The organism is Streptomyces sp. C36, assembly GCF_040932295.1.
GTDB classification, from domain to species: Bacteria; Actinomycetota; Actinomycetes; order Streptomycetales; family Streptomycetaceae; genus Streptomyces; species Streptomyces triculaminicus.
This window is the reverse complement of sequence record NZ_JBFQGI010000005.1, coordinates 588811-606026: the sequence shown is the minus strand read 5'-3', so window position 1 is coordinate 606026 and position 17216 is coordinate 588811. Positions and strand designations below refer to the sequence as shown.

Here is a 17216-nt window from a genome sequence, read left to right as displayed (position 1 = left end):
GTTCCTTACCGCTTCTCATTCGAAGCAGCTGGTTCGGATTTCATTTCCGGTCCCCGTTGGCGGGGGTTTCCGACTTTATCAGATTTTCTCTGAGTCGGATTTCCATCCGCCTTCCGGATCCGCCTGGCGCACTAGGCGCTTGGCGTTCCCGCTGCGGTGGAGACGTAAACGTACTGGACGGCCGCGCCCGGATGCAAATCGAGCCGGGGCGGCCGTCCCGTTGGACTGACGCGACGTCAGACCTCAACCACGACCGGGAGGATCATCGGACGGCGGCGGTAGCTGTCGGAGACCCACTTGCCCACCGTGCGGCGCACGAGCTGCTGGAGCTGGTGCGGCTCGGCGACGCCGTCGGCGGCGGCCTTGGCGATGGCTTCCTCGATCTTCGGGGCGACGGCGTTGAACGCCGCGTCCTCGATGCCCGAGCCGCGCGCCTGGATCTGCGGGCCGCTGACGACCTTGCCCGTGGTGCTGTCGACGACCACGAAGACCGAGATGATGCCCTCGTCGCCGAGGATGCGGCGGTCCTTGAGGGAGGCCTCGGTGACGTCGCCGACCGAGAGGCCGTCCACGTACACATAGCCCGCCTGCACCTTGCCGACGATCTTCGCCTTGCCGTCGACCAGGTCCACGACGACGCCGTCCTCGGCGATGACGATGTGGTCCTTGGGGATGCCGGTCAGGGCGCCGAGCTCGGCGTTGGCGCGCAGGTGGCGCCATTCGCCGTGGACCGGCATCAGGTTCTTCGGCTTGCAGATGTTGTAGAAGTACAGCAGCTCGCCCGCCGAGGCGTGGCCGGAGACGTGGACGCGGGCGTTGCCCTTGTGCACGACGTTGGCGCCCCACCGGGTCAGGCCGTTGATGACGCGGTAGACCGCGTTCTCGTTGCCCGGGATCAGGGACGAGGCCAGGATGACCGTGTCGCCCTGGACGATCCGGATCTGGTGGTCGCGGTTGGCCATGCGCGACAGCGCGGCCATCGGCTCGCCCTGGGAGCCGGTGCAGACGAGCACGACCTCGTCGTCCGGCAGGTCGTCGAGGGTCTTGACGTCCACGACGAGGCCGGCCGGCACCCGCAGGTAGCCCAGGTCACGGGCGATGCCCATGTTGCGGACCATCGAGCGGCCGACGAAGGCGACGCGGCGGCCGTACTCGTGCGCGGCGTCGAGGATCTGCTGGATGCGGTGGACGTGGCTGGCGAAGCTCGCCACGATGATGCGCTTCTGGGCGCCCGCGAAGACCTGGCGCAGGACGCCGGAGATGTCGCGCTCCGGCGGCACGAAGCCGGGGACCTCGGCGTTCGTGGAGTCCACGAGCAGCAGGTCGATGCCCTCCTCGCCGAGCTTGGCGAAGGCGGGCAGGTCGGTCAGGCGACGGTCCAGCGGGAGCTGGTCCATCTTGAAGTCGCCGGTGTGCACGGCCATGCCGGCCGGGGTGCGGATGGCGACGGCCAGGGCGTCCGGGATGGAGTGGTTGACCGCGATGAACTCGCAGTCGAAGGGGCCCAGGCGCTCGCGGTCGCCCTCGACGACCTCGAGGGTGTAGGGGCGGATGCGGTGCTCCTGGAGCTTGGCCTCGATCAGGGCGAGGGTCAGCTTGGAGCCGATCAGTGGGATGTCCGCCTTCTCGCGGAGGAGGAAGGGGACACCTCCGATGTGGTCCTCGTGACCGTGCGTGAGCACGATGCCGTCGATGTCGTCGAGCCGGTCACGGATGGACGTGAAGTCCGGCAGGATCAGATCGACTCCGGGCTGCTCCTCCTCGGGGAAGAGCACTCCGCAGTCGACGATCAGCAGGCGGCCGTCGTACTCGAAGACCGTCATGTTGCGGCCGATCTCGCCGAGGCCGCCGAGCGGGGTGACGCGCAGGCCGCCCTTCGGGAGCTTCGGCGGCGAACCGAGTTCGGGGTGCGGGTGGCTCAAAAGACTCTCCTCACCACGCACGCCACATGCCCCGTGGGCACATGGCGCGCGTGACATTCGTGCACTTGCAGTTGTCGTCGGTATTCAGTTGGGTCGGTATTCAGTTGACCGGTATGCGGTTGTGAAGTCTGGGTGTCAGAGCTGTACCCCGCCGGCGGCGAGATCGCTCTTGAGCTGCTCGGTCTGCTCGTCCGTGAGTCCGATGAGCGGCAGTCGCAGCGGGCCGGCCGGCAGGCCCTGGAGGGCGAGGGCGGCCTTGGTGGTCATGACGCCCTGGGTGCGGAACATGCCGGTGTAGACCGGCAGCAGCCGCCGGTGGATCTCGGCCGCCTTGTCGATGTCGCCGGAGCGGTAGGCCTCCACGAGCGCGCGCAGCTCGGGGGCGACGACGTGGCCGACGACCGAGACGAAGCCCGCCGCGCCCACGGAGAGCAGCGGGAGGTTGAGCATGTCGTCGCCGGAGTACCAGGCGAGCCCCGAGCGGGCCATGGCCCAGCTCGCGGCGGCCAGGTCGCCCTTGGCGTCCTTGGTGGCGACGATGCGCGGGTGCTCGGCGAGCCGGACCATGGTCTCGGTCTCGATCTGCACGCCGCTGCGACCGGGGATGTCGTAGAGCATGACGTCCAGGTCGGTGGCGTCGGCGACGGCGGTGAAGTGCCGGCGCAGGCCTTCCTGCGGGGGCTTGTTGTAGTACGGGGTCACGACGAGGAGGCCGTGGGCGCCGGCCTGCTCGGCGGCGCGGGCGAGCTCGATGCTGTGACGGGTGTCGTTGGTGCCGGCTCCGGCGACGACGTGGGCGCGGTCGCCGACCGCCTCCACGACGGCTCGTACGAGCTGGGCTTTCTCCGCATCGCTGGTGGTGGGGGACTCGCCGGTGGTGCCGTTGACGACGAGGCCGTCGTTGCCTGCGTCGACCAGGTGTGCGGCGAGGCGCTGCGCGCCGTCGAGGTCGAGGGCGCCGTCGGCGGTGAAGGGCGTGACCATGGCGGTCAGGACCCGCCCGAAGGGCGTCTGCGGTGTGGAGGTCGGAGCCATGAGGGCCACGCTACTCGTTGCTCACCGTGAGGTGCTCCCTCGGGGAGTGCGAAAAGGGATCCCGGCACTGCCTGCTCGGGGGTTCAAGCAGTGCCGGGTCCGTTTTTTCAGCCTAGATGAAGGTGTTGAAATGCCGCAATCCGGACACCGTGCTCACTGCTCCGGTAGCAGCGTGTCACGGGGCCGGTGCGTGCCCGGTCAGGGCGCGACGCGACCGTTCTTGTTGAAGGCCGCGTAGGTGAGCGGCATGAGCTTGGCCCACTCCGCCTCCATCTTCTCGCCGACCATCTCGATCTCCCGCTGCGGGAAGGAGGGAACGGCCGCCAGCTCGTGCTGGGTGCGCAGGCCCAGGAAGTGCATCAGCGAGCGGGCGTTGCAGGTGGCGTACATCGAGGAGAACAGGCCGACGGGAAGGACCGAGCGGGCGACCTCACGGGCGACGCCCGCGGCCAGCATCTCCTGGTAGGCCTCGTAGGCCCGGCGGTAGCTGTCCTCCATCGCACGGCCGGTGAGCTCGTGCTGCTCCTCGGTGCCCTCGACGAAGACGTACTTGCCCGGGCGGCCCTCCTGGACCAGCTTGCGGGACTCCCCCGGCACGTAGAAGACGGGCTCGAGCTCCCGGTAGCGACCGGATTCCTCGTTGTAGGACCAGCCGACGCGGTGCCGCATGAACTCGCGGAAGACGAAGATCGGGGCGCTGATGAAGAAGGTCATCGAGTTGTGCTCGAAGGGGCTGCCGTGGCGGTCGCGCATCAGGTAGTTGATGAGCCCCTTGGACCGCTCGGGGTCCTTGGTGATCTCCTCCAGGGACTGCTCGCCGGCGGTGGAGACGCGGGCCGCCCACAGCACGTCGGAGTCGGCCGCGCTGTGCTTGACCAGCTCGACGGTCACGTCGCTGCGAAACGTCGGCTTCGCGTCCTTGGCGTCCACGGTGGGGGTGTCGGTCACCGGCGGGGTCCTTCCAGATTGCTGTGCTTGGCCGTCGCCAAGCCTAAGGGCCACCACTGACACCGAGGCGTCGCCGGGCCCGGGACCGGCCGCGACCCCCACCACGGGAAGCCGCTCGAGCGCCAGTTGATATTTTTCACAGAAGTTACGGAAAACGGGCACCCGGCAGGGAGTTCGAACGTCTTTCTGTGTGACAGCCCACCTCAAGGTTCCTAGGAGAGCCCTTCATGTTCCGCCGGCGAGAGCCCGTACCGTTCGCCTTCGTCGCCGAGGCCGAGCGTTACCGCAGCAACATCACTCCGCCGCCCCGAGAACGCGTCAACCGCTCGCAGCTCGCGGGGCGGATCCTCGTGGGGCTGACCGTCACGGCGGGGCTCGTCGGAGCTCTGCTGTTCGGCATGCCGGCCCTCTCGACGAACCCGCACGACACGCACCGCGCCCAGCAGTCCGAAGCCAACGCGGGCCGCTGATCCACGGCCCCTTACCAGCAGGTACCCTCACCCCGCACAGCCATTCGAGCGTGCATGTGTGTGAGTGAGGAACGAACCGTCGTGCCCCTGCCCTTTCTGACAGCCGATGCGACGGTGACCGCCGCGCCCCCGACCCCGCAAGACCCGGCCCCGGACCCGTACACCGATCTGTACGAGGACCGGCGGCGCCGGCGGCGTCCCTACCGCCCGGGTCCGCTGCGGGTGGGTGGCGCGGCGCTGCTGCTTCTGCTCGCGTCGCAGGTACTCGTCGCCGCCGTGGTCATCGGCGTCGCCGGATCGCTGCTCGGCGCGGGGATCTGCCTCGTCGTCGCCGCGCTGCTCATCGCCCTCGCGTGGCGGTCGGTCCGCGCGGGCGTCTGGGTGGACGAGCGGGGGCTGCGCCAGGTCCGGCTGCTGTCCGGCACCTCGCTGCCGTGGTCCGCCGTCGGCCCCGTACGGATCATCCAGCAGCCCGTCCGCCGGCTGGGCGTGCTCGGCACGGTCCAGGGCCAGGCGCTGGTCGTCCACCGCGCCGACGGCCGGCCGCTGCCCGTTCTGGTCACCGATCACGGCGCCGACTTCCTCGGCCGCCCGCAGGCCTTCGCCGCGGCGGCCGACGCCACCGAGGAGTGGGTGGCCGAGCTCAAGGCCATGGCCGCCCGGGCCTGACGCGCTAGACCGCGTCCGCCCGGACCGCCTTCCCGTCGTGCAGGGCGATCGCCCGCTGCATCGCCTTGCGTGCGCGAGGGGTGTCGCGGGCGTCGTGGTAGGCGACCGCCAGCCGGAACCACGAGCGCCAGTCGCCCGGCGCCCGCTCCGTCTCGCTGCGGCGCTTGGCGAAGACCGCGTCCGCCGAGTCGCGGTCGATGCGGCCGCCGGGGGTCCGTTCGAGCTCGTCGACGGGCAGCCCGCCCTCGGCCTCCAGCTCCCGCGCCAGCCGGTTGGCGTCGCGCGCGAACTTGGTGGTCTGGTACAGGAACCAGGCCCCGATGAACGGCAGCACCAGCACCGCCAGCCCGAAGGCGACGGTGATGACGGTGCCCTGCTCGATGAGCATGACGCCTCGGCTGCCGACCAGGACGAAGTAGACGGCCAGGACGGCGGCCAGGGCGAAATAGACGATCTTCGCGCGCACAGTGATCAGCCCAGATCCAGGAAGTGTTCCAGGCCGAAGGTCAGGCCCGGGGTGGTCGCCACGCGGCGCGCGCCGAGCAGGATGCCCGGCATGAAGCAGCTGTGGTGCAGGGAGTCGTGGCGGATGGTGAGCGTCTCGCCGGTGTCGCCGAGCAGCACCTCCTGGTGGGCGAGCAGGCCGCGCAGCCGTACGGAGTGCACGGGCACCCCGTCGACGTCCGCGCCCCGGGCGCCCTCCAGGGCCGTGGTGGTGGCGTCGGGCTGCGGGGCGCAGCCCGCCTCGCGCCGCGCCGCGGCGATCAGCTGCGCGGTGCGGGTGGCCGTGCCGGAGGGGGCGTCGGCCTTGTTGGGGTGGTGCAGCTCGACGACCTCGACGGACTCGAAGAACCGGGCCGCCTGCTGGGCGAAGGCCATGGTCAGGACGGCGCCGATGGAGAAGTTCGGGGCGATGAGCACGCCGGTGGAGGGCGAGGCCTCCAGCCAGGAGTCCAGCCGCGCCAGGCGGTCCTCGGTCCAGCCGGTCGTACCGACGACACCGTGGATGCCGTTGCGGACGCAGAACTCGAGGTTGTCCATCACCGAGTCCGGGTGCGTCAGCTCGACCGCGACCTGGGCACCCGCCTCGGTGAGGGCCTCGAGGCTGTCGCCCCGGCCCAGTGCGGCCACCAGCTCCATGTCGTCGGCGGCCTCCACGGCCCGTACGGCCTCGGAGCCGATCCGGCCCTTGGCACCGATGACGGCGACGCGCAGCTTGCTCATCGTCCCTGCTTCCTTGTCGACCATCTGCTCAGCGGTTTAAGAAACGGCCTCGTGCAGGCGTGCGGCCTGCTTGTCCTTCAGCGGGCCGATGACGGACAGCGAAGGACGCTGTCCCAGTACATCGCGGGCCACCTCGCGGATCTCGTCCGGGGTCACGGTCGCGATGCGCGCCAGCATGTCGTCGACCGACATCTGGTCGCCCCAGCACAGCTCGCTCTTGCCGATGCGGTTCATCAGCGCGCCGGTGTCCTCCAGGCCGAGGACGGTGGAACCGGAGAGCTGGCCGATGGCACGGCCGATCTCCTCGTCCGACAGACCCTCGGTGGCCACCCGGTCCAGCTCGTCGCGGCAGATCCGCAGCACGTCGTGGACCTGGCTGGGACGGCAGCCGGCGTAGACGCCGAAGAGGCCGCAGTCGGCGAAGCCGGAGGTGTAGGAGTAGACGGAGTAGGCCAGTCCGCGCTTCTCCCGGACCTCCTGGAACAGCCGCGAGCTCATGCCGCCGCCCAGGGCGGTGTTGAGCACGCCGAGCGCCCAGCGGCGCTCGTCGGTGCGGGCCAGGCCCGGCATGCCGAGGACGACGTGCGCCTGCTCGGTCTTGCGGCCGAGCACCTCGACGCGGCCGGCGGCACGGATCGTCTTGGCGCCGGAGCGCGGGGCGACGGGCGTGGCGTCGACGCGGCCGAGGGCGCCGGCCTTCTCGAAGGCGGCGCGCACCTGGCGGACGACCTTGGCGTGGTCGACGTTGCCCGCGGCGGCCACGACCAGGTGGGTCGGGTCGTAGTGCTTCCGGTAGAAGCGGGCGATCTGGTCGCGGGTGAGGGCGTTGATCGTGTCGACCGTGCCCAGGACCGGGCGGCCGAGCGGGGTGTCGCCCAGCATGGTGTGCGCGAAGAGGTCGTGCACGCAGTCGCCGGGGTCGTCCTCGGTCATCGCGATCTCTTCGAGGATCACGCCGCGCTCGGCGTCGACGTCGGAGGCCTCGATGAGCGAGCCGGTGAGCATGTCGCAGACCACGTCGATGGCCAGCGGCAGGTCGGTGTCGAGCACGCGCGCGTAGTAGCACGTGTACTCCTTGGCCGTGAAGGCGTTCATCTCGCCGCCGACCGCGTCCAGGGCGGCCGAGATGTCGAGCGCGCTGCGCTTGGCCGTGCCCTTGAAGAGCAGGTGCTCCAGGTAGTGGGTGGCGCCGTTGAGCGCCGGGGTCTCGTCGCGGGAGCCGACGTTGGCCCAGATGCCGAAGGTCGCGGAGCGCACGGACGGCAGGGTCTCGGTGACGATGCGCAGGCCGCCGGGGAGGGTGGTCCTGCGGACGGTGCCGATGCCGTTCTCGCCCTTGAGAAGCGTTTGGGTACGGGCGACGGCCCGCCCCTCCGAGGAGGTGCGGGCCGTCATCCGTGTACTACGGGACGTCACTTGTCGGACTCGTCCTTGCTCTCGCCCTCGGCGCCCTCGCCCTCGATCACGGGGATCAGGGAGAGCTTGCCGCGCTGGTCGATCTCGGCGATCTCGACCTGGACCTTGGCGCCGACGCCGAGCACGTCCTCGACGTTCTCCACGCGCTTGCCACCGGCGAGCTTGCGGATCTGCGAGATGTGCAGCAGGCCGTCCTTGCCCGGCATGAGGGAGACGAAGGCACCGAAGGTGGTGGTCTTGACGACCGTACCCAGGTAGCGCTCGCCGACCTCCGGCATGGTCGGGTTGGCGATGCCGTTGATCGTGGCGCGGGCGGCCTCGGCGGCCGGGCCGTCGGCGGCACCGATGTAGATGGTGCCGTCGTCCTCGATCGTGATCTCGGCGCCGGTGTCCTCCTGGATCTGGTTGATCATCTTGCCCTTGGGGCCGATGACCTCACCGATCTTGTCCACCGGGATCTTGACGGTGATGATCCGCGGGGCGTTCGGGGACATCTCGTCGGGGGTGTCGATGGCCTCCATCATCACGTCGAGGATGTGGAGACGGGCGTCGCGGGCCTGCTTGAGGGCCGCGGCCAGGACGGAGGCCGGGATGCCGTCCAGCTTGGTGTCCAGCTGCAGGGCGGTGACGAACTCCTTCGTACCGGCGACCTTGAAGTCCATGTCGCCGAACGCGTCCTCCGCACCGAGGATGTCGGTGAGGGCGACGTAGTGCGTCTTGCCGTCGATCTCCTGGGAGATCAGACCCATGGCGATGCCGGCGACGGGGGCCTTCAGCGGCACACCGGCGTTCAGCAGCGACATGGTGGAGGCGCAGACCGAGCCCATGGAGGTGGAGCCGTTGGAGCCGAGGGCCTCGGACACCTGACGGATCGCGTAGGGGAACTCCTCGCGGGTCGGCAGGACCGGCACGATCGCGCGCTCGGCGAGCGCGCCGTGGCCGATCTCGCGGCGCTTCGGCGAACCGACGCGGCCGGTCTCACCGACGGAGTACGGCGGGAAGTTGTAGTTGTGCATGTAGCGCTTGCGGGTCACCGGGGAGAGGGTGTCCAGCTGCTGCTCCATGCGGAGCATGTTGAGGGTGGTGACGCCCAGGATCTGGGTCTCGCCACGCTCGAACAGCGCCGAGCCGTGCACGCGCGGGATGGCCTCGACCTCGGCGGCGAGGGTACGGATGTCCGTCACCCCACGGCCGTCGATGCGCTTGCGCTCCTTGATCACGCGCTCACGGACCAGGGACTTGGTCAGCGAGCGGTACGCGGCGGAGATCTCCTTCTCGCGGCCCTCGAACTGCGGGAGCAGCTTCTCGGCGGCGATCTCCTTGACGCGGTCGATCTCGGTCTCGCGCTCCTGCTTGCCGGCGATGGTCAGCGCCTGGGCGAGCTCGGTGCGGACGGCGGCGGTCAGGGCCTCCAGGACGTCGTCCTGGTAGTCCAGGAAGACCGGGAACTCGCCCTCGGGCTTGGCGGCCTTGGCGGCGAGCTCGGACTGGGCGCGGCACAGCACCTTGATGAAGGGCTTGGCGGCCTCGAGACCGGCGGCGACGACCTCCTCGGTGGGGGCGTCGGCGCCGTCCTTGACGAGCTGGATGGTCTTCTCGGTGGCCTCGGCCTCGACCATCATGATCGCGACGTCGCCGTCCGCCAGGACGCGACCGGCCACGACCATGTCGAAGACGGCGTCCTCGAGCTCGGTGTGGGTCGGGAACGCCACCCACTGGCCCTTGATCAGAGCGACGCGGGTGGCGCCGATCGGACCGGAGAAGGGCAGGCCCGCGAGCTGCGTGGAGCAGGAGGCGGCGTTGATCGCGACCACGTCGTACAGGTGGTCGGGGTTGAGCGCCATGACCGTCTCGACGATCTGGATCTCGTTGCGCAGGCCCTTCTTGAAGGAGGGGCGCAGCGGCCGGTCGATCAGGCGGCAGGTGAGGACGGCGTCCTCGGAGGGCCGGCCCTCACGGCGGAAGAAGGAGCCGGGGATCTTGCCGGCCGCGTACATCCGCTCCTCGACGTCCACCGTCAGGGGGAAGAAGTCGAGCTGGTCCTTGGGCTTCTTGGAAGCGGTGGTGGCCGACATCACCATGGTGTCGTCGTCCAGGTACGCCACGGCGGAACCGGCGGCCTGCTTGGCCAGGCGGCCCGTCTCGAAGCGGATGGTGCGGGTGCCGAAGGCGCCGTTGTCGATGACGGCCTCGGCGTAGTGGGTCTCGTTCTCCACCAGGGGTATCTCCTCGTCTACGTCCTCGCCCGTGTGGCGGGGACCGGCGGAGGGCGCCGCTTGCTCCGTGCGGGCCGGTCTTCGATCGAAGCACCCGGAATTCCCTGTTCCGGGGGCCACTACCGAGGACCGGCGAAGAGCCCGGCGCTCCTCCTCGTCAGGTGTCTCGTTCTGTATGCCGTTGTGGGACCAGACTACAAAGCTTCTGCTTGTCCCGGCTTCCCATCGGACGCGGTGCGGGATCGTTCCGCGTGCCGCGGCATACGCGAAGGGAGCGGCTCCCGGGTGTGGGAACCGCTCCCTTCATGGCGTCTTACTTGGCGCCGGCGGCACCGCGGCGGATGCCGAGGCGCTCGACCAGGGCGCGGAAGCGCGTGATGTCCTTCTTGGCCAGGTACTGCAGCAGGCGGCGACGCTGACCGACCAGGAGCAGCAGACCACGGCGGGAGTGGTGGTCGTGCTTGTGCTGCTTCAGGTGCTCGGTCAGGTCCGAGATGCGGCGGGTGAGCAGCGCGACCTGGACCTCGGGGGAGCCGGTGTCGCCCTCCTTGGTGGCGAACTCGGTCATGATCTGCTTCTTCGTAGCGGCGTCGAGCGACACGCGGTACTCCTTCTGAGTCTCGTTTCGGCCACCGAGTGCCCCTGGTCTCTTTCTCAGGGGAGCTTCCGTTACTCGGGAGGCGGGGTCCGCTGGGCGCTGTCCCCAGAAGCCCTTCGGGGCGGTCCGGAGGCGCGTACACAAACGGCCACAGCACACAGTACCAGCCCTGGTGGGCGGGCCCGCCGCCGGTCGCGGGCCAGGGTCGGTGCGCCGGGCGGGCCGGGCCGGGCTCAGCCGCCGGCCAGCCCGCGCGCTGTCGAGTACACGTCGAGCACGGCGAGGCACAGGGGCACCAGCGCGAGCAGGAGGGTGCTCTCGGCGACGTCGGACAGTCTCCCCCAAAAGGGTGACAGTCCCTTGCGGGGGACGATCAGGGCGACGCCGGTGAGCGGGGCGGCCACGGCGATGACGGCCGCGGTGAGCCACAGCGTGCGGATGTCGGACGCGGCGCCGGCCGGCGGGTGCAGGGCCAGGCCCAGGACCAGCAGCGCGAGCCCCGCCAGGCCGGCACCGAGGAGGGCGGCGACCTGGGCGGTGTAGCGGAAGAGCCGGGCGCGCAGCAGGGCGGCGAGGGCGGTGGCCAGGGCCAGGCCCTGCGCCCAGGGGTCGGCCGAGAAGGCGAGGACGGCGGTGGCGCCGGTGACGACGGCCGCGCAGCCGGCGACCAGGCCGAGCAGCAGCTCGTGGCCTCGGCGGGCCTGGGCGGCGACGCGCTCGGCGTCCACGGGCTCGGCCGGCGCGCCCTCGCGGGGGGCGTCGAGGTCGTCGTCGGTGGCGGCGCGGGGCGCGGCGTAGCCGACGGGCAGCCGGGCCACGCGGGCCGAGAGGGCGGGCAGGAAGGCGAGGGCGCCGATTCCGGCGACCGCGCAGACGGCGGCGGCCGCGGTGGGCCGGGCGGCGGCGAGGATGGTGCCGAAGGTGGCCAGGATGCCGGTGGCGGAGGCCACGACGACCGCCACGAAGGGGGCGTCGCCGGAGGGCATGAGGGCCACCAGGACGACGGCGGCGAGCAGCACGGCCGAGCAGCCGAGCAGGAACTGCAGCCGGCCCGCGCCCTCGCCGGGCGCCGGCGCGACCACCCCCGCCCCGGCGATCAGCAGGTGCGGCACGGCGGCCAGTCCGAGTGCCACGGCGGAGATCCGGTCGTCATAGACGCGGGCGCGTACGCCCGCGAAGGCGGTCAGGAGGACGGCGACCGCGCCGGCGGCGACGCCGCGCGTGCCGTGCATGTCGTGGCGCACGGGGTCGGCGAACCACAGCAGGCAGCCCATGAGGACCAGCAGCAGGGCGCCGGCGGTCAGGCCGAAGCCGTGCAGCAGCCGGGCGTCCCACAGCGCGCGGTCGCGCAGGACCGCGGTGGCGACGGCGTCGGAGACGTCGTCGTGGACCGCCGGCGGCAGCGATTCGGCGAAGGGGCGCAGCGAGAGGATCTCGCCGTCGAGGACGTGCTGGGCGGCGAGGGTACGGGCGCCGTCGAGGACGGTGCCGTCGCGGCGCACCAGGTGGTAGCCGGTGGGGGTGCCCGCCGGCTGCGTCCCGCCGGTGAGCCTGAGGACCTCGGGGTGGACGTCGGCGACGGGCAGGTCGTCGGGCAGGGCCACGTCGACGCGACGGTCCGGCGCGACGACGGTCACCCTGCAGAAGCCGGTCGTGGCGGACGTACTCACCCTGATTGCCCCCTGATGCTGTGTTTCCTGTCGGCCACTCATCCGCGCGGCCACACCGTCGCGTTGCGGCGGCTCGTCACCCTACCCGGGGCGAACGTTCGTACGCCGATAGGATCACCGTCTCGCGAGGGGAGGCCGGGGCCGCTGGGGCGCCGGAAGGGAACTGCCCCGTCGCGCAGAGGGGTTGAGCCGTTTCGTGAGCCAGGTGGTCGTCAAACGCCAGCCGCGGGTGCTCCCGCCCGAGGTGCCGGGCGAGGAACTACGGCTGGAGGCGCCTCCCGAGCTGCCGCGCGGCCGTCAGGACGGCATCCTGATGCAGCTGCTGCCCACCCTGGGCATGGCGTCGTCGATGGTCTACTTCTTCATGCCGGGCGCCAACCCCATGATGAAGATCATGGGCGTCCTGATGATGATCTCGACGCTCGGCATGACGGTCGCGATGGTGGTCCGCCACCGGCAGGGCTCGCAGGGGCAGCTGGCCGACATGCGCCGCGACTACCTCAGGTACCTCGCCCAGACCCGGCGGACCGTCCAGCGCACGGCCCGCGGGCAGCGCGACGCGCAGTACTACCTGCACCCGGCGCCCGACCAGCTGTGGTCGGTGGTGGCCGAGGGCGGCCGCGTCTGGGAGCGGCGGGCGACCGACGACGACTTCGCCCAGGCCCGGATCGGGCTCGGCGCACAGCAGCTCGCCACCCCGCTGGTGGCGCCGGAGACGGCGCCCATGGACGAGCTGGAGCCGCTGACGGCGGGCGCCATGCAGCGCTTCCTGGCCGTGCACGGCTCGCTCGACGGCCTGCCGGTGGCGGTGTCGCTGCGCGCCTTCTACCACGTGACGCTCTCGGGCGAGGCGGAGACGGTGCACGGCGCCGCGCGGGCGCTCGTCGCCCAGCTCGTCACGCTCCACTCGCCGGAGGACCTGGTCGTCGCGGTGGTGGCCGGGCGCGGCTCGGCGCCGCGCTGGGAGTGGACGAAGTGGCTGCCCCATGTGCAGCTGCCGGGCACCGCCGACGGGGCCGGGACGCGGCGGCTGATCGGCGACGACCTCACCGAGCTGGAGGAGCTGCTGGGGCCGCGCCTGGACGGCCGTCCGCGCTTCAGCCGTGAGACCCGGCCGCCGCACGACCAGCCGCACGTGGTGCTGCTGCTGGAGGGCGCGACGGTGCCGCCGGACTCGGCCTTCGCCGCGCCCGAGGGCTTGCAGGGCGTCACGGTCGTGGAGGTGGTGCCCGGCGAGCTGGACGAGCTGCGGGGCGGCCTGGCGATCACGGTGCGGCCGGGCAGGCTGCGGCTGCGCTCGCAGGTCGCGACGTACGACGGGGTGCCGGACACCCTGTCGCCCGAGGCCGCGGAGGCGCTGGCGCGGCAGCTCGCGCCGCTGCGCCTGGGCGGCGACGACGAGGACGAACCGCTGCTGGCCAACTGGGACTTCACCGACCTGCTGGGGCTCGGCGACGCCGCCGTGGTGGACGTCTCGCGCAGCTGGCGGCCGCGGAACGCCGCCGAGCGGCTGCGGGTGCCGATCGGTGTGGGCGAGGACGGCTCCCCCGTGATGCTCGACCTCAAGGAGGCGGCGCAGGACGGCATGGGCCCGCACGGCCTGTGCGTCGGCGCGACGGGTTCGGGCAAGTCCGAGCTGCTGCGCACGCTGGTGCTGGGGCTGGCGGTGACGCACTCCTCGGAGACGCTGAACTTCGTCCTCGCGGACTTCAAGGGCGGCGCGACGTTCGCCGGAATGTCGGGGCTGCCGCACGTCGCGGCCGTCATCACCAACCTGGCCGACGACCTGACGCTGGTCGACCGCATGCGCGACTCCATCACCGGCGAGCTGCAGCGCCGCCAGGAGCTGCTGAAGTCGGCGGGCAACTACGCCAACCTCCACGACTACGAGCGGGCGCGGGTCGCGGGCGCCGCGCTGGAGCCGCTGGCTTCACTCGTCCTGGTGATCGACGAGTTCAGCGAGCTGTTGACGGCCAAGCCCGACTTCATCGACATGTTCATCCAGATCGGCCGCATCGGCCGCTCCCTGGGCGTCCATCTGCTGCTGGCCTCGCAGCGCCTGGAGGAGGGCCGCCTGCGCGGCCTGGAGACCTATCTGTCGTACCGCATCGGCCTGCGCACGTTCTCGGCGGCCGAGTCGCGCACGGCCCTGGGCGTGCCGGACGCCTACCACCTGCCGACGGTGCCGGGCTCGGGATACCTGAAGTTCGGTACGGACGAGATGACCCGGTTCAAGGCGGCGTACGTCTCCGGCCCGTACCGGGCGGGCGCGTCCACCGGCGCCGGCGGCGCGGGGCTGCCCGCCGAACGCCGGCCCGTGCTCTTCACGGCGGCGCCCGTCCCCGTCACGTACACCGCCCCCGAGCCCGCGCCGGCTCCGGCGCCGGTCCCGGGCGGGGACGACGCCACGGCCGACACCGTCCTGGACGTCGTGGTGCGCCGGATCGAGGGCCAGGGACCGCCGGCCCACCAGGTGTGGCTGCCGCCGCTGGACCGGGCACCGTCCCTGGACCAGCTGCTGCCGAGGCTGGAGGAGGTGCCCGGGCGCGGCCTGACGGCGGCCGGCCATCCGCACCTCGGCCGGCTCGTGGTGCCCCTGGGCCTCATCGACAAGCCCTTCGAGCAGCGGCGCGACGTGCTCCTCCGCGACTTCTCCGGCGCGGCCGGCCACATGCTCGTCGTCGGCGGCCCCCAGTCGGGCAAGTCGACGCTGATGCGCACCCTGATCACCGCCTTCGCCCTCACCCACACCCCGGCGGAGGTGCAGTTCTACGGGCTCGACTTCGGCGGCGGCGGCATGAGCGCCGTCGCCGGGCTGCCGCACGTCGGCGGCGTCGCCTCCCGGCTCGACCCGGAACGGGTGCGCCGCACGGTCGCCGAGGTGGCGGGCATCCTGGCCCGCCGCGAGGAGTACTTCCGGGCCAAGGGCATCGACTCGATGAGCACCTACCGGCGGCAGCGGGCCGCCGGACACTTCGCCGACCAGCGCTGGGGCGACGTCTTCCTGGTCATCGACGGCTGGGGCGGCTTCCGGCAGGAGTACGACGTGCTCGAGGGCGTCGTCGCCGACATCGCGAGCCGGGGCCTGGGCTACGGCGTGCACGTGGTGGTGACCGCCTCCCGCAACATGGAGGTCCGGGCGGCGCTCAAGGACCAGCTGCTCAACCGCCTCGAGCTGCGGCTGGGCGACACCATGGACTCCGAGTTCGACCGCAAGGTCGCGGCCAACGTTCCCGCCGGCGTCCCGGGCCGCGGCCAGCTCCCCGAGAAGCTGCACTTCATGGGCGGCCAGCCGCGCATCGACGCCGCCGGTGACCCCGCGACGATGACGGAGGCGACGGCCGCCCTGGTGGAGAGCGTCGCGCGGGCCTGGCCGGGGCCGACGGCCCCGCCGGTGCGGCTCCTGCCGCGCCTGCTGCCCGCCGACGAGCTGCCCAAGGGCGGCGAGCACCCCGAGCTGGGCGTGGCCATCGGCCTCGACGAGGCCGGCCTCGAGCCGGTGTTCGTCGACTTCGAGACCGACCCGTTCTTCCTCGTCTTCGGCGAGAGCGAGTCCGGCAAGACGGCCCTGCTGCGCCTGCTGGCCCAGCGGATCTCGGAGCGGTACGGCCCGGACGAGGCGAAGATCGTGGTCGGCGACTACCGGCGGGCGCTGCTGGACGTCGTCCCCGAGACGCACCTCCTGGAGTACGCGCCGATCGCCTCGGCGCTGACCGTCCACGCGGGCGCGCTCAAGGGCCTGATGGACCGCCGCGCCCCGCAGCCCGGCATCACGCCCCGGCAGCTGCGCGAGCGCAGCTGGTGGAACGGCCCGCGGTTCTTCGTCATCGTCGACGACTACGAGCTCGTGGCCACCGGCAGCGGCAATCCGCTGTCGGTCCTGACGGAGAACCTGCCCTTCGCGCGGGACGTCGGCGTCCGCTTCATCATCGCGCGCAGCTCGGCGGGGGCGTCCCGGTCGATGTTCGAGTCCTTCATGCAGCGCGCGAAGGAGCTCGGCGCCCAGGGCGTCGTCCTGTCCGGCGACCCCGGCGAGGGCGAGGTCCTCGGCGGCGTCCGGCCGCGCCCGATGCCGCCGGGCCGGGGCTTCTTCGTCTCCCGCAAGCGGGGGACGCCGCTGGTGCAGCTGGGGTGGGTGCCAGAGCGGTGAGCCCGCCCCTCCCCCGGGGCGCGGGCTCACCGCGGGCCTGCGGCCCTACGGATCAGTGAGCGCTGTAGGGCTCGGTGGCCGTACGGCTCGGTAGCCGACGTCTCAGTAGCTGACGTCTCAGTAGCTGACGTCGAACAGGCGGGAGGCCTTGCGGTCGGTCTCGGCGTAGTGCGAGCTGCCGGTCCGGATGGTCTCCGCGATCTTCGCCAGCGTCTCGTGGATGTGGTTGCCCCGCGCGTGGAACTGCGTGTCGGCCGCGTTGAACATCTCGCGGGCCTCACCGGTCCAGCTGCCCGAGACGGTCCGCACGGCGGCCCAGATGTCGTCGAGGTTCTTCTGCACCACGCCAGCGGCCTGGTCGATGGCCGTGGCCAGTTCGCTGACGTGGGCGTAGCTGACCTTCAGGTCGACGTCGTTGCCGGACATGTGTTGCTCCTTGGGAATCGATAGGTCTGTGAACGGCCTGGTCCGAGAGCCCGCTCCCTACAGGGAGTAGCTGTCGATCTTGCTGGTGAGGCCGGCGCTCACATCGCTGGTTCCGCCGTTGGCCTGGCTCATGCCGCCCAGGTGGCCTCCGGCGGCCGCGCCGTTGACGTCGATTCCCTTGAAGCTCGCGAGCACGTCGTGGTCGTTGGCGCTCGTCGCGCGCCGGGTGGCGCTCGCGGCCTGGTGGATTCCGTCGATCAGGCGGCGCAGCGCGTCGTGGTCGTCGTTGAGCGCGCGCTGCGCGGTGACGAAGGCGTTGGCGCCCTCGCCCTGCCAGCCGGCCCGGACGGTCTCGAGCAGGTTGGCCAGGTTCTGCAGGTTCTTGGAGAGGTGGCCGGTCACCTCCCCGATGGTGTTCTCGAACTTGGCGAACGTCTCGTAATTGATGGACTGTCCGGACATGGTCCTTGCC

14 protein-coding genes are annotated in these 17216 nt (G+C 71.4%); 3 read left to right on the top strand and 11 right to left on the bottom strand.

The features are described from left to right. Window positions 1-236 precede the first annotated feature (236 nt). The 3 genes from AB4K12_RS19070 to thyX form a co-directional block, all read right to left on the bottom strand. Window positions 237-1922 carry a ribonuclease J gene (locus AB4K12_RS19070; protein ID WP_368435261.1) on the bottom strand — a complete coding sequence of 562 codons (1686 nt, stop codon included), beginning with the start codon at window positions 1920-1922 and terminating at the stop codon, window positions 237-239. A 135-nt stretch (window positions 1923-2057) separates the two neighbouring features. After that, on the bottom strand, window positions 2058-2957 hold the full coding sequence (gene dapA, locus AB4K12_RS19065) for a 4-hydroxy-tetrahydrodipicolinate synthase (RefSeq protein WP_368435259.1): 900 nt from the start codon (window positions 2955-2957) through the stop codon (window positions 2058-2060). A gap of 198 nt (window positions 2958-3155) precedes the next feature. Continuing rightward, complete coding sequence (gene thyX, locus AB4K12_RS19060; RefSeq protein ID WP_368435258.1) at window positions 3156-3905, bottom strand: FAD-dependent thymidylate synthase; 750 nt, start codon at window positions 3903-3905, stop codon at window positions 3156-3158. Between the two features lie 227 nt (window positions 3906-4132). Here thyX and AB4K12_RS19055 point away from each other — a divergent pair, with 227 nt between their 5' ends. Beyond that, window positions 4133-4375, top strand: a complete 243-nt coding sequence (locus tag AB4K12_RS19055; protein WP_362250116.1) for a hypothetical protein — start codon at window positions 4133-4135, stop codon at window positions 4373-4375. Between the two features lie 81 nt (window positions 4376-4456). Beyond that, window positions 4457-5044, top strand: a complete 588-nt coding sequence (locus AB4K12_RS19050; RefSeq protein WP_368435257.1) for a hypothetical protein — start codon at window positions 4457-4459, stop codon at window positions 5042-5044. 4 nt (window positions 5045-5048) lie between these two features. Here AB4K12_RS19050 and AB4K12_RS19045 read toward each other — a convergent pair whose 3' ends face one another. From AB4K12_RS19045 to eccD, 6 genes are all read right to left on the bottom strand, one after another. Beyond that, window positions 5049-5510, bottom strand: coding sequence for a hypothetical protein (locus tag AB4K12_RS19045; RefSeq protein ID WP_368435256.1), 462 nt, complete (start codon window positions 5508-5510; stop codon window positions 5049-5051). A 5-nt stretch (window positions 5511-5515) separates the two neighbouring features. Continuing rightward, window positions 5516-6268, bottom strand: a complete 753-nt coding sequence (dapB, locus tag AB4K12_RS19040) for a 4-hydroxy-tetrahydrodipicolinate reductase (RefSeq protein WP_086573600.1) — start codon at window positions 6266-6268, stop codon at window positions 5516-5518. 36 nt (window positions 6269-6304) lie between these two features. Then, window positions 6305-7684 carry a M16 family metallopeptidase gene (locus AB4K12_RS19035; RefSeq protein WP_368435255.1) on the bottom strand — a complete coding sequence of 460 codons (1380 nt, stop codon included), beginning with the start codon at window positions 7682-7684 and terminating at the stop codon, window positions 6305-6307. Then, window positions 7681-9900: a polyribonucleotide nucleotidyltransferase gene (locus AB4K12_RS19030; protein ID WP_368435254.1), complete on the bottom strand. Its 2220-nt coding sequence runs from the start codon at window positions 9898-9900 to the stop codon at window positions 7681-7683. The genes AB4K12_RS19035 and AB4K12_RS19030 overlap by 4 nt, the downstream gene beginning before the upstream one ends. A gap of 313 nt (window positions 9901-10213) precedes the next feature. Next, window positions 10214-10501: a 30S ribosomal protein S15 gene (rpsO, locus tag AB4K12_RS19025; protein ID WP_190063001.1), complete on the bottom strand. Its 288-nt coding sequence runs from the start codon at window positions 10499-10501 to the stop codon at window positions 10214-10216. 230 nt (window positions 10502-10731) lie between these two features. Then, window positions 10732-12168, bottom strand: coding sequence for a type VII secretion integral membrane protein EccD (eccD, locus tag AB4K12_RS19020; protein ID WP_368435252.1), 1437 nt, complete (start codon window positions 12166-12168; stop codon window positions 10732-10734). Window positions 12169-12364: 196 nt separating this feature from the next. On the opposite strand from eccD, the gene eccCa reads away from it, so the two are divergent. Beyond that, window positions 12365-16318: a type VII secretion protein EccCa gene (eccCa, locus tag AB4K12_RS19015; RefSeq protein WP_368435251.1), complete on the top strand. Its 3954-nt coding sequence runs from the start codon at window positions 12365-12367 to the stop codon at window positions 16316-16318. 117 nt (window positions 16319-16435) lie between these two features. Here the strand turns inward: eccCa and AB4K12_RS19010 are convergent, their stop codons facing one another. Both AB4K12_RS19010 and AB4K12_RS19005 read right to left on the bottom strand, forming a co-directional pair. Continuing rightward, on the bottom strand, window positions 16436-16744 hold the full coding sequence (locus AB4K12_RS19010) for a WXG100 family type VII secretion target (protein ID WP_086573590.1): 309 nt from the start codon (window positions 16742-16744) through the stop codon (window positions 16436-16438). Window positions 16745-16801: 57 nt separating this feature from the next. Then, on the bottom strand, window positions 16802-17206 hold the full coding sequence (locus AB4K12_RS19005; protein ID WP_368435250.1) for a WXG100 family type VII secretion target: 405 nt from the start codon (window positions 17204-17206) through the stop codon (window positions 16802-16804). Between the last annotated feature and the right edge of the window lie 10 nt (window positions 17207-17216).

What these genes read in the sequence shown, in the direction of transcription:
- AB4K12_RS19055 (WP_362250116.1), top strand. Translation starts at nt 4,133, where the DNA reads ATGTTCCGCCGGCGAGAGCCCGTACCGTTCGCCTTCGTCGCCGAGGCC.
- AB4K12_RS19005 (WP_368435250.1), bottom strand. Translation starts at nt 17,206, where the DNA reads ATGTCCGGACAGTCCATCAATTACGAGACGTTCGCCAAGTTCGAGAAC.
- dapB (WP_086573600.1), bottom strand. Translation starts at nt 6,268, where the DNA reads ATGAGCAAGCTGCGCGTCGCCGTCATCGGTGCCAAGGGCCGGATCGGC.
- dapA (WP_368435259.1), bottom strand. Translation starts at nt 2,957, where the DNA reads ATGGCTCCGACCTCCACACCGCAGACGCCCTTCGGGCGGGTCCTGACC.
- AB4K12_RS19010 (WP_086573590.1), bottom strand. Translation starts at nt 16,744, where the DNA reads ATGTCCGGCAACGACGTCGACCTGAAGGTCAGCTACGCCCACGTCAGC.